This window comes from Aeromonas sp. s8, assembly GCF_040907785.1.
In the GTDB taxonomy this organism is placed as follows: domain Bacteria; phylum Pseudomonadota; class Gammaproteobacteria; order Enterobacterales; family Aeromonadaceae; genus Aeromonas; species Aeromonas veronii.
Genome location: NZ_JBFOCL010000038.1, coordinates 49180 through 61649, shown reverse-complemented (window position 1 = coordinate 61649; position 12470 = coordinate 49180). Strand labels below are relative to the sequence as shown.

The window sequence follows — 12470 nt, the reverse complement described above, 5'->3', positions numbered from 1 at the left end:
TGAGCGATATCAGACGTGGTTATACATGGCCTCGATTTCGCTCTGGTACTTGGCTTCGATGATCTTGCGGCGCAGCTTCATGGTGGGGGTCAGCTCACCCAGCTCCATGGAGAAGGCGCTCGGCAGCAGGGTGAACTTCTTCACCTGCTCGAACTTGGCCAGCTCTTTTTGCAAGTCGGCGATGCGGGCTTCGAAAAACTCCATCACCCGGGAGTGGCGCAGCAGCTCGGTCTTGCACTGATACTGCAGGTTGATGGAGCGGGCGTACTCCTCCAGCGACTCGAAGCAGGGGACGATCAGCGCCGAGACGAAGTGGCGGGCATCGGCGACGATGGCGATCTGCTCGATAAAGCGATCCTTGCCGATGGTCCCTTCCACCAGTTGCGGGGCCACGTACTTGCCGTTGGAGGTCTTCATCAGCTCCTTGAGGCGCTCGGTGAAGTAGATATTGCCCTGGTTGTCGAGCTCACCGGCATCGCCGGTACGCAGGAAGCCATCCTCGGTCATCACTTCTGCGGTGGCGTCCGGCTTGTTGTAGTAGCCGCGCATCACGGTGGGGGAGCGCACCAACAACTCGTTGTTCTCACCCAGCTTCACTTCGATGCCGTTCAGTGCTGTGCCGATGGAGCCGAGTTTGAACTGGCTGTCTTCATAGCAGCAGACGGTGGCGGTGGTCTCGGTCATGCCGTAGCCGTACTTGAGATTGAGCCCCATCGCCTGGAAGAAGAGGTTCACATCGTCAGCCAGACGGGCGCCCGCCACCGGCAGGAAGCGGGTGCGGCCACCAAAGCGGGCACGCAGCTTGCGAAACACCAGTCGCTCCGCCAGCCAGAGCTGGGCATAGAGCAGCGGGGAGGCGGACTTGCCCGCCTGACGGGTGGCAACCATCAGCTTGCCGACCTTGGTCGCCCAGCCAAACAGGGCGCGACGCAGGGCCGGCGCCTGGGCCACCTTGGCCTGGATCATGGCGTAGGCCTTCTCGTAGAGGCGCGGCACGGCGCACATCACGGTCGGTTGCACTTCGCCAATCACATCCATCACTTTCTGCGGGTCGCGGATATAGACGTTCTCGCCACCGCAGTAGAGCACGTAGAAACTCCAGACCCGCTCGAACACATGGCTGAGCGGCAGCATGCAGAGCGACACATCCTGCGGATTGAGGTCGAGGCGGCTGTTGTGCATCTCGAAACAGGCGGCAACGTTGGCAAAATCGAGCATCACCCCCTTGGGTTCGCCGGTAGTGCCGGAGGTGTAGATCAGGGTCAGCAGGTCGTCCATCCGGTACTGACTCTCGCGCTCGTGCAGCACCTGTTCGCTGGGCTGATGGTTGCCGGAGACCAGAAACTCCTGGAAGTGGCTCGCTTGCGGGCAGCCGCGCAGATTGACGTTGCCATCGAGGGCGACGATCTGGCGGATGTCGCCATCCTTTAACAAGTTGAGCGCCTGATCGAACTGGGGCTGTTCACCGACGAACAGCAGGCCGATGTTGGCATCGCGCACGATATAGCGCAGCTGTTCGAGGGTGCTGGTGGGGTAGATAGGGACACTGACGCCGCGGGCGGCAAGGATGCCGAGATCGGCCTGGGTCCACTCCGGCATGTTGCGGGCGTAGATGCCGACCATTTCGGTTGGCTGGTGGCCGGCGCGGATCAGCGCCTGTGCGCAGTAGTCCATGGCCTGGCCCAGAGTACGCCAGCCGATGGCGCGCCACTGGCCATCTTGCTGAACCCGCAGGGCAGCCTTGTTGCCAAGCTGGGCAATACGTTCACGCATCAGTCGAACCAGATGAAGCTTCGGCATCAGTCAAACATCCTTTAATTACAGTTGTACGCCCGCGAGGGCACTAAAAATCGGGCTAGAGTTTAAACTCCAACATTACAGCTTACAAGTGTTCGCCGTTTGTCTTGGATCACAAAGAGTGCAAATAGCTACGCCTTCGGGCAGGCTGGCCGATACTGCAAGGGAGTGCAAAGAGGGTTAACGATATGAATCTGTGGGTGAAAGGGGCGTTGGCCGCAGTCGGGCTCATGGTGGTGGGTGGCGGTGCAGCCTGGTTCTTTTTTGGCAAGGGGGCACAGGGGCCCGCCAATCCCTGGTATCAGGGGGCCGAGGGGTATCATCAGGCCCAGCAACAGGCGCTGACGTTGGGTTATCCGCTGCTCTATGTGCTGGAGACCCCCAAGTGCCGCCGCTGCGGCGATCTGGAGAAGAAATTCTGGCAGAGCAAGGAGATGGCAGGCCCGCTCGATCGGTTGGTGAAGGTGCGGCTCAACCCGGGCAAGGGGAATGGCAGCGAGCAGATCCTGCGCCGCTTTCCCAAGGTCGCCACACCGCCCGGTATCTATATCCAGCAGCCGGGTCAGCCCCTTAGACCCATCAAGGTCGTGGTGGATATCGACCAGATCTGGATGCCGGGAAAAACCTGGCTGCGGGGCTTCTATATGCCGCTCTCTGCCGCCGGATTCGAGGCGGTGGTGCACACTACCCTCTCCTTGCAGGACCCCGCGCTGGATAACGCCCCCCTCGATTGAGGGGGCCAAGACGCCTGAGCACGGCGAATTGGCTGGATCAGCCGAAATCGAATAGCCGCGACATCAATACCGCATCTTCCCGATCGTTGCCGGTGCCGTAGTAATCGGCGCGGCGGCAATATTCGGCAAAACCGGCGCTCTCGTAGAGGTTGATGGCGGTCTGGTTACCGGCCCGCACCTCGAGAAACCAGGCCTCTGCGCCGGCTTGCTTGCTGCGCGCCAGATAGGCCTGCAATAGCGCCCGTCCCAACCCCTTGCCCTGATACGCCGGATGCACGCAGATGTTCATCAGCGAGCTGTCACCGGCCACCAGATCCGAGATATAGAAGCCCGCCGGGCGGCCATCGACCAGCATCAAGCCGTTGAGATAGCGAGGGCCGAAGCAGGAAAGCAGGTTGGCCTGACTCCACGGCTCCTTGTGAGCGGCTTGCTCGATGGGGTAAACAAGGTCGAAATCGCTCTCGAGCAGGGGACGAAACTCAGGCATGGGGGCTCCGGATGGCAGCATTGTGGGCACCAGGGTTGGCAGAGGCGGCGGCAGGGGCTGCGTGTGTAAAATCAGGTAAAAAGAGCGGCATCACAGTGGGGCTTGGCGGCATGATGCAGGATCACGCCGCGCTGGCCGCAAGGTGCTGGCGCAGTTGTTGCCACAGGGCGCGCTTTTGCGCGGCGCTGGGGACGAGCGGGCAGATCAGCGCATCCGGCCGCTCGGGGTTGGCCTCGGTCAGCCAGAGCAGGGGGGAAGCATCCGCCATTTGCAGGTCGGCAGGCGGCAGCTCGCTGAGCAGGGAGACCTCGTCGGGCGTCATACCGAGCAACTGGCAGATATCCGCCAGCAGCGTGGTGGCAGGCAGGCTGGGTGCCAGCAGCCAGAGTTTGCCGCTGGGCAACGGGGCGTCAGTGGCCGGTGCCGTCTGGCCGGGCAGCGCGGCATGTTGTGCAAGCTCGGGAGCAGGCTCTGCACCCAGCAATGCCGGACGACGCAGCTGCCAGCTTTGAATGCCCATGCGGGCCAACATGCTCTGACGAACGGGATCTTGCATCTGGGGCGACTCACTCTTGATCTGCATTGGGGAAAATCGTGTTGCGCAGGGTACACTCGAACCGGTTTTGCTGCACCCATTTGCAATGCATCATCTGGCGCATGCGGGCATGACTCGCTGGCCATGATGCTGATAACCACTCTGGCCACGCATGGGCGCGGCAACGGTATCGCACCGCCCTTGCGTTTTTTCCTGCCAGAGTCGGGTATTGTGCGGCAAGAGATACCAGAATAAACATCATAACAAGACAAAACCCAAGGTCGAGAAAATGGATATCGCGCCTTGGGGCTAACATCATCCCAGCTTCGGAACACTCTCTATGTCGTCTTTAGCTCAAGCCCAGAATCCTGCGCGTCTTATTCCCATCCAGGAGCGATTGCCCCGGCTGCTGGCCGCCCTTGGTGAGGGACTCTACGAACGGCAGGATGCCCTGCGCCTCGGTCTGCTGGCGGCCCTCAGCGGTGAGAGTGTCTTCTTGCTGGGGCCACCCGGTATCGCCAAGAGCCTGATTGCCCGCCGCCTCAAGCTGGCCTTTCACGACGCCCGCCATTTTGAATACCTGATGACCCGTTTCAGTACGCCGGAGGAGGTGTTCGGCCCCCTCTCCATTCAGGCGCTGAAAGAGGATGGCAAATATCTGCGCCTCACCACAGGCTATCTGCCGGAGGCTGAGGTGGTGTTCCTCGACGAGATCTGGAAGGCGGGCCCTGCCATCCTCAACACCCTGCTCACCGCCATCAACGAGCGGCAGTTTCGCAACGGAGACAGCCAGCACCCCATCCCGATGCGCTTGCTGGTGACTGCCTCCAACGAGCTGCCAGCGCCGGACAGCGGGCTGGAAGCGCTCTACGACCGGATGCTGGTGCGGATCTGGATGGACCGGGTGCAGGAGAAAGCCAACTTTCAATCCATGCTGGCCAGCGATGGCCACGCCCACCAGAACTTGCCGGAATCCCTGCAGATCCGGGGGGATGAGTACGAGCAGTGGCAGAGCCAGATTGAACAGGTGCGCCTGCCGGATGCCTGTTTCGAGCTCATCTATCAGCTGCGCCAGCAGCTCGACAGCCAGCTGGCCCATCGCTGCTATGTGTCGGATCGCCGCTGGAAGAAGGCGGTACGGCTCATCAAGGCGAGCGCCTTCTTCAATGGCCGCGATGAGGTCGCACCGGTAGATCTGCTGCTGTTCAAGGATTGTCTCTGGCATGACGAGGAGTCCCGCACCGCCCTGCTGGAGATGATGACCGAATTCTCCCGTCTCTACGGCTATCAGCAACTGGCGATGACCCGTCAGCTACTCGCCCTTCGGGATCAGTTCAAACAGCTCAAACAGAGCGTGGCCCAGCGCCTTTGCACAAAGGCCCGGCAACGCAAGCAGTGGTTTGGCCGGCGGGCTCGGGGCATCGAGATCCCGCTTGCCAATGCCAGACCCTTTGGCAAGCAGGTGCACTTCCATCTGCTCACCCCGGCGCCGCTGGATGGCAGCGATCCCGAACGTCTTACCCGCACCCTGGTGTTCGATCGCACCTTGCTCTCCCATTGGCATCCCACCGGTGAGGCGCTGGTGGGTTATGAGTTCGGCAACCCGAAAGAGGGGCATTACGAGCTGGTGCTGGACGATGAGCTGCGGCTGCAGGTGCTCGATATCCAGCGCCAGCAGATCCCGTTGGTGCTGATGGAGCGCAACGCCATCCCCGAGGTGGTGCTGGCGCCTTGGTTGCAGTCGCTCGACGAGCAGCTGGTTCAGGTCGGCAAGGTGATGCAGGAGCTCAAACAGCAGCGCAGCCTGTTCGAGCGTCACCAGCAGCACCTCTTTATCGCCCAGCGCTGGCTGCAGCAGGTGGAGGACAGCTTCTTCGTGCTGAACCGGGATCTCGAACTGCTGCGCAGCGAGCTGACCCAGTGGCGCGAGCGGTTGCCAAGGCTGGACGAGTAAGGAGCGCTCATGCTTGAGATCGGCATGCTGGATCTGGGGCTCCTGATTGGCGAAGGGGAGCTTGCGGGTGAGGTGGCGCTCCTGCTGGCGGCCTCGCCCAAGATTTCCGAATTTATCAAACGCTCCCCGCTACAGGGCAAGCTGCTGAAAAAGCGCCTGCATAGCTGGGGTGAGCAGCTTGGCGAGGAGATCCGTCACAAGCCGGTGCCGGTGGCGCTGGAGCAGGAGTACCTGCTCTATCAGGCACACCGGCAACTGCCGATGACCGAGCTGATTGGTCGTCTGCCAAGCCTGCTGGAGTCGCTGGAGCAGTACAGCCCCTTCGCCGGTGAGGCCAGATCCTTGGTGCGTCAGCTGACGGCCCACCCCACCGAGGGGCTGCGCCAGCTCTTTATCGACAAGTGGCGCGCCAGTCTGGTGGGGAGCCTGCTGCAACTGCAGCAGCAGATCGCAGAAGCGGAGCGGGAGAAGCAGCGTCAGGAGATTGAAGACCAGTTGCTGGCGAGCCGCACCCTGGCCGATGCCCTCGATCCCAACCAGATCTCCGCGGGCGGCCTTTGGGATCTGGCTCAGGGGCACTGGCACAAGCGCAGTCTGGTGCTGGTCAAGCAGTATGCCCGCATGTTGCAGCGCGAACCCTTGCTGGCGGAGATTGCCGGTCTGCTAGGGCGCAGCGAGCGGGATCGGCGGGCGCAGGAGCAACCTGTGCCGCCGGTTCAGGTGCTGGAGCTGGAGCCCGCTCCCAGCGACGATGTGCCGGACGATCTGGTGGGCATTCATCAGGCGAGCGATCTGATGCGGCTGCTGCCAAGCGAGGCGGTGATGCTGGGGCTACCGGAGCTGGAGCTGGAGTTCTACCGCCGCTATCTGGAGCGGCGTCTGCTCAGCTACCAGTCACGTGGCACCTTGCCGCGTCAACGCATCATGCTGCGCACTCCGGAGCAGGGGGGGCAGCAGTTGCAGCAGCGAGGCCCCTTTATCGTCTGCGTCGATACCTCCGGCTCTATGGGTGGATATCCCGAGGAGTGTGCCAAGGCGCTGTTTCTGGCGTTGCTCAAGGTGGCGATGGATGAGAAGCGCGGCTGCTACCTGATGCTCTTCTCCACCGAGGTGGCGACCCTCGAGATCACTGCAGATACCGGGCTGGACAAGGCGGAGCGCTTCCTCTCCATGAGTTTTCACGGCGGTACCGATCTGGTGCCCTGCCTGGAAAAAGCGCTGGCCAAGCTCGATGATCCCGCCTTTGCCAAGGCGGATGTGCTGGTCATCTCCGACTTTATCGCCCAGAGCCTGCCTCATCCCCTGCTCGATCAGATGAACCGCTATCGCCAGCGCCAGACCCGTTTTCACGCCGTCGCCATGTCCCGCCACGCCAAGCAGGCGCTGCTGCGTGTATTTGACAACAGCTGGCTGCTCGATTGCGGCCTGCGCGGCCGGCTGCTGCGGCGCTGGCAGCATCACTAGTGACCGGGAGGGGGAAACCCCTCTTGGTTGTTATCCCGCCTCCTCTTTTTCGCTGTGCGTCCCCGCTTTTATTCCAACACGATGATATCGCAGTAAAATGTGACTAGCCTGCCATTCGGGCTCTCTGTCCGGGTGATAGCCTTTACAACCATTGTTACAGGGGAAAAGATGATGATTTTCCGGCATCGGCTTGCCCGATGATCTTTCCCATTGATCCGGAGTATGTATGAGCCGACTTGCCTTGCTGCTGTTGCTGGCGGTGTTCGGGCTGGCAGCCAAACCCTTGTCCCCCGAGCAGTTGGAAAATGAACTGGGAGGGATGGAGCGGGTCTATCAGCCGATCGAGTTGCTGCGGGAGCGCCTTGCCCGTTTGCAGCGGGACGGCAACGCCTATCCGCCGTCGCAGCAGATGCGGATCAGTCGTCTGGCTTGCTGGGCCCAATCGGCCGATGACATGCAGGAGTCCCGAACCGCCATCGCCAATGCGGAGCGGATGCTGATCGTTGCGCGCGATCAGGGGAATGACGCCGCCGTGGCGGAGCTGACGATTTGCCGCGGCTGGTTCAATCAGCTGCTCGGCGAGGTAGCGAAGGCTCGTCACGATTACGATGAGGGGCTGCGGCTGGCAAGGGAGGCCGCCTTGCCGAAGCTGGAGGCGCTGGCGCTGGCCCGCCGGGGGGCCATGCTGTCTTTTCAGGGGGTCTCAGGCCAGGGGCTGATGGATCTCACCAAGGCGCACAATATCTATGAGCAGCTGGGGTTGCCCACCTGGTATCACCAGGCGCAGCTCGAGATTGCAGCCACATTTCGTCGTATGGGCCTCTATGCCGAAGCGCTCGCCACCCTCAACCGGTTGAGCGAACACTTTGCCAGAAGTCACGACGGGTTTGGCTCGGCAAGGCTAAGTGATCAACTGGCGATGGTCTATCTGCAGACCGGGCGTTATCAGGATGCGCTGGGCGAGCTTGAACGCAGTGCGGCCTTTTATAATCAGCCTCAATATCTGATTGAGCATGCCGAACGCATGGTGATGCAGGCTGAGGCTCTGCTCGGGCTGGATCGCCCCGCTGATGCCGGACGCTTGTTGGCACAAGCGGCGAAGGTGCTATCTCCCGACGTTGACCCCATCCTCCATGCGCATCTCGAGCTGGTGCGGGCGAGGCTGAGAGTCGAAGAGCAGGAACCGGCGCCAGCCTTGCGTGCGCTTGAGAAGATTGAGCCGATTTTGAAGGTGGAAGGGCACGTACGCTTTTTGCTCGAGCTCTACTGGGTACGCAGTCGGGCGCTCGAGTTGCAAGGCGACTATCCGGCGGCACTGGCCGCATTGCGGGAGCATCTGGTGCAGGAGCAGCGGCTCGATCAGCTGTTACGGGAACAGAGCACGGCCTGGGTTCGCGGCGAGTTCGAGCTGGCCCGTCAGGAGGGGGAGAACGAGCGACTGCGAGTCGAGCAGCAGTTGCAGCAGCAGGAGCTGGAGCAGGTCAAGGAGCGTCGTTTCTGGCTGCTGGTGGTGATGGTGCTCTGCGGGGTACTGGCGCTGCTGACGATGGGATGGCTGCTTGATCGCAACCGTCGGATGCGTCGTCTGGCCTTTACCGATGAGCTGACCGGCATCAACAATCGCCGTCGGGTGCTGCGGCAGGGCAGCGATATGTTGGCGCAGGCTCGCAGGCAGGGCTCGCCATTTTGTCTGCTGGTGTTCGATATCGATCACTTCAAGCGGATCAACGATACCCTGGGCCATCATCAAGGAGACAGGGTGCTGCAATGGGTCTCTCGGGCGGCAGATCGTCAGCTGCGGCACCAGGATCAGTTGGGGCGTACCGGCGGAGAGGAGTTCTTGATCCTGCTGCCGGATACCAGCCTTGAAGAGGCGTGCCGGGTGGCTGAGCGGATCCGTCACTCGGTCGCCAACCGGGCTCTGCCCGGCATGTCGTACCCGGTAACCATCAGTATCGGATGTGCCTCTCTGCGAGACGATGATCAGGATCTGGCGGCCTTGATCCAGCGTGCCGACAATGCGCTGTATCGTGCGAAAGAGGCGGGTCGCAACCGGGTGGAAACAGACGAGTGACGGGCTGGGTATTGTCACTCACCTGGGTGTCATCGCTATTGGGGAGCACACTGATACGGCGATGATGCTCGTCCCCTGCGCTCGTTCTTGCCTGCGATGACAGATTGGCAAGCGCGAGCGCAGAAGAGCGTCAGAAGGGCGTTATGCCCAGGCGCTGCCGCCATTGAGGTGAAGAACCTCACCATTCATGTTGTTATTGCTCATCAGGAACAGTGCGGCCTGCGCATAATCCTCTCCCTCTCCCAAGCGTTTCAACGGCAGGCTTTGCGCCACGGCAGCCACTTTTTGTGGGTCATTGCCCAGCGCTTTAAGCAACATGGGAGTGCGCATGGGGCCCGGGTTTATGACGTTGATCCGACGGGGGGTCAGCTCGGTAACCAGACTGTGAGCCAGCGTTTCAACAGCGCCAGCTGCAACGGCAGGGAGTGCTTTACCTAGTTGTGGGCGGCGCGTCACCATCCCGGACGTGAGCACGATGGAGCCGCGTTCTGACAGTTTGGGTGCTGCGGCGCGGATCGCATGAACACTTCCCCAGAATCGGCTGTCCATGTTGATTTTCAAATCCTCGATGGCAGCGGTGAGAAAGCTGCCTGGTCGCATGACGGCGGCGGTGATGACGAGATGATCCAGCGAATCCAGCTGGTTGAAAAAGTGATTGACGGAGTCGACGTCGAGAATATCCAGTTGATGGCCACTGGCATTTGCGCCCAGTTCAGCCAGTGCAGTGGCAAGCTGCTCACGGCTGGAACCGCCGATAATGACCTTGGCGCCTTGCTCGATCGCTTGGTGGGCGGTGGCCAGGCCAAGACCCGAGGTACCACCGATAATGACGATCTGTTGATTGTGCAGGGTGGAATGTTTCATGTAATGACCTCTCCATTATGTAGATACGATTTACATATTTGTAGCTGGATAGGGAAAGTCCAAGTATGAAAATTTATCAAGAGTGGTTGTTGCTGGCATGGGGAGGAGGCCAAGTCCACGTGGTCCGGATGCTGCCATCCGATTCGGAGTGTTTGATTTTCTGTTCAGTTGGAACCTGTGGAACGGCTGAGCGGCCAAATTATCATCTCTTGTCAGGCTGGGTATTTTTCACTCGCGCGGGTATAATGTCGCGCAATTTTGCTTTGACTCAGGCGAGAAGACCCATGTAACGCAACCCTCCTCCCTCTCTTCCACCAGGTTGGCAACACGCCAGCTGGCGTGGCTTTCGTTGCGTATACATGTGCCGTGAGCGGCATTCCGGATTTATTCCCACGGTGGCTGATGCCACCGCTCAATAGAAGAACGTTGAATTATGTCAGCTGAATTTCTGAGTGAAGTCTCCAAGAGACGCACTTTTGCGATCATTTCGCACCCGGATGCGGGTAAAACCACCATCACCGAGAAAGTCCTGCTGTTCGGACAGGCCATTCAGCGCGCCGGTACCGTCAAGGGCCGTGGCTCGGGCCAGCACGCCAAATCCGACTGGATGGAGATGGAGAAGCAGCGTGGTATCTCCATCACCACCTCGGTGATGCAGTTCCCCTATGCCGATTGTCTGGTCAACCTGCTCGACACCCCGGGTCACGAGGACTTCTCCGAAGATACCTACCGTACCCTGACGGCGGTCGACTGCTGCCTGATGGTCATTGACGCCGCCAAGGGTGTTGAAGACCGGACCCGCAAGCTGATGGAAGTCACCCGTCTGCGTGATACCCCCATCCTCACCTTTATGAACAAGCTGGACCGCGAAGTGCGCGATCCGATGGAAGTGATGGATGAGGTGGAGCGCGAGCTGAAGATCATGTGTGCCCCCATCACCTGGCCTATCGGCTGCGGTAAATCCTTCAAGGGTGTCTACCACCTCTACAAGGATGAGACCTATCTCTATCAGAGCGGTCAGGGCCACACCATCCAGGAGAAGCGGGTGGTCAAGGGGCTGAACAACCCGGATCTGGATGCCGCCGTCGGCGAAGATCTGGCTCAGCAACTGCGTGACGAGCTGGAGCTGGTGCAGGGCGCCTCTCCCGAGTTCGATCACGATGCCTTTATCGCTGGCGAGATGACCCCGGTCTTCTTCGGTACCGCACTGGGTAACTTCGGTGTTGACCACATGCTGGATGGCCTGACTGACTGGGCGCCGTCTCCCATGCCACGCAAGGCCGAGAGCCGCGAAGTGGTGGCGACCGAGGAGAAGTTCTCCGGTTTCGTGTTCAAGATCCAGGCAAACATGGATCCGAAACACCGCGACCGAATCGCCTTTATGCGTATCGTATCAGGCACCTACAGCAAGGGCATGAAGATGCGCCACGTGCGTATCGGCAAGGATGTGAACATCTCCGACGCCGTGACCTTTATGGCTGGTGACCGTGAGCAGGCGGAAGACGCCTTCGCCGGTGACATCATCGGTCTGCACAACCACGGCACCATCCAGATCGGTGACACCTTCACCCAGGGGGAAGATCTCAAGTTCACCGGTATCCCGAACTTTGCACCGGAACTGTTCCGCCGCATCCGCCTGCGCGACCCGCTCAAGCAGAAGCAGCTGCTCAAGGGGCTGGTCCAGCTCTCTGAAGAGGGCGCGGTGCAGGTGTTCCGTCCGCTGATCAGCAACGATCTCATCGTCGGTGCGGTCGGTGTGCTGCAGTTTGACGTGGTGGTTTCTCGTCTGAAGAGTGAGTACAACGTCGAGGCCATCTACGAGGCGGTCAACGTTTCCACCGCCCGCTGGGTGGAAGGGACCGACGTCAAGAAGTTCGAAGAGTTCAAACGCAAGAACGAGGTCAACCTGGCTCTCGATGGCGGTGACAACCTCACCTATATCGCACCGACCATGGTCAACCTGCGCCTGGCACAGGAGCGTCACCCGGACGTTGAGTTCCGCCAGACTCGCGAGCACTGATACTGCTTACCAAATCCCGCCAGATGGCGGGATTTTTTTATGCATCAAGGAGAGGTGATGGTTGAATCGATGAATCCTGCCTGCTCGGCTCTGGCTGAGGGTTATCTGTTATCCCTGCCGGTGGCTGCACGGGCTCGTCATGTCTCGGCGGACTACTTCTGTGCTGATGAACACAATGCCAACCTCTGTGCTTCGCTGGTGGTGGCAGGACGCAAGCGAGCGACCTGTAGCCTCGCTTACTGGTATCTGGAGAAGGGCAAGCGGATGCCGGAACAGGGGGACCTACTGGTGGTAACCGACTGGAGTGGTCAGCCCAAGGCGCTGGTTGAAATAGTCTCGGTCACCTTGTGCCGATTCGATGAGATTGATGCTGCGTTTGCCGCCGAGGAGGGGGAGGGCGATGGCTCTCTGGCTTGGTGGCACGAGGCGCACAAGGCCTTCTTCGAACGCGAGATGAAGGCGGAAGGGAGAGAATTTGATGAGCACGCCACGCTGGTGCTGGAGCGATTTCGGGTAGTGGCGCTGCCATAGTAAACAAAGC

Annotated in this window: 10 protein-coding genes; 6 read left to right on the top strand and 4 right to left on the bottom strand. The window is 60.5% G+C overall.

Annotation, left to right across the window (positions count from 1 at the left end; translation table 11 throughout):
* Positions 1-9: 9 nt before the first annotated feature.
* Positions 10-1800, bottom strand: coding sequence for a long-chain fatty acid--CoA ligase (locus tag AB5Y86_RS11385; protein WP_335832341.1), 1791 nt, complete (start codon positions 1798-1800; stop codon positions 10-12).
* A gap of 185 nt (positions 1801-1985) precedes the next feature.
* On the opposite strand from AB5Y86_RS11385, the gene AB5Y86_RS11380 reads away from it, so the two are divergent.
* Positions 1986-2531 (top strand): hypothetical protein, encoded by a 546-nt coding sequence (locus AB5Y86_RS11380; protein ID WP_139707671.1) that lies wholly within the window; start codon positions 1986-1988, stop codon positions 2529-2531.
* A gap of 37 nt (positions 2532-2568) precedes the next feature.
* Here the strand turns inward: AB5Y86_RS11380 and rimI are convergent, their stop codons facing one another.
* Both rimI and AB5Y86_RS11370 read right to left on the bottom strand, forming a co-directional pair.
* Positions 2569-3018: a ribosomal protein S18-alanine N-acetyltransferase gene (gene rimI, locus AB5Y86_RS11375; RefSeq protein ID WP_335832342.1), complete on the bottom strand. Its 450-nt coding sequence runs from the start codon at positions 3016-3018 to the stop codon at positions 2569-2571.
* 121 nt (positions 3019-3139) lie between these two features.
* Positions 3140-3574, bottom strand: coding sequence for a DNA polymerase III subunit psi (locus tag AB5Y86_RS11370; RefSeq protein ID WP_368192924.1), 435 nt, complete (start codon positions 3572-3574; stop codon positions 3140-3142).
* Positions 3575-3893: 319 nt separating this feature from the next.
* Here AB5Y86_RS11370 and AB5Y86_RS11365 point away from each other — a divergent pair, with 319 nt between their 5' ends.
* The 3 genes from AB5Y86_RS11365 (at position 3894) to AB5Y86_RS11355 (ending at position 9045) form a co-directional block, all read left to right on the top strand.
* Complete coding sequence (locus AB5Y86_RS11365) at positions 3894-5507, top strand: ATPase RavA domain-containing protein (protein ID WP_106843917.1); 1614 nt, start codon at positions 3894-3896, stop codon at positions 5505-5507.
* A 9-nt stretch (positions 5508-5516) separates the two neighbouring features.
* Positions 5517-6971 (top strand): ATPase RavA stimulator ViaA, encoded by a 1455-nt coding sequence (gene viaA, locus AB5Y86_RS11360; protein ID WP_201975408.1) that lies wholly within the window; start codon positions 5517-5519, stop codon positions 6969-6971.
* Between the two features lie 226 nt (positions 6972-7197).
* Positions 7198-9045, top strand: coding sequence for a diguanylate cyclase (locus AB5Y86_RS11355; protein ID WP_368192890.1), 1848 nt, complete (start codon positions 7198-7200; stop codon positions 9043-9045).
* Positions 9046-9186: 141 nt separating this feature from the next.
* Here AB5Y86_RS11355 and AB5Y86_RS11350 read toward each other — a convergent pair whose 3' ends face one another.
* Positions 9187-9909 (bottom strand): SDR family oxidoreductase, encoded by a 723-nt coding sequence (locus AB5Y86_RS11350; RefSeq protein ID WP_368192889.1) that lies wholly within the window; start codon positions 9907-9909, stop codon positions 9187-9189.
* Positions 9910-10339: 430 nt separating this feature from the next.
* Here AB5Y86_RS11350 and prfC point away from each other — a divergent pair, with 430 nt between their 5' ends.
* Positions 10340-11929: a peptide chain release factor 3 gene (gene prfC, locus AB5Y86_RS11345; RefSeq protein WP_085942998.1), complete on the top strand. Its 1590-nt coding sequence runs from the start codon at positions 10340-10342 to the stop codon at positions 11927-11929.
* A 57-nt stretch (positions 11930-11986) separates the two neighbouring features.
* Positions 11987-12460: an ASCH domain-containing protein gene (locus AB5Y86_RS11340; RefSeq protein ID WP_368192888.1), complete on the top strand. Its 474-nt coding sequence runs from the start codon at positions 11987-11989 to the stop codon at positions 12458-12460.
* Positions 12461-12470 lie beyond the last annotated feature (10 nt).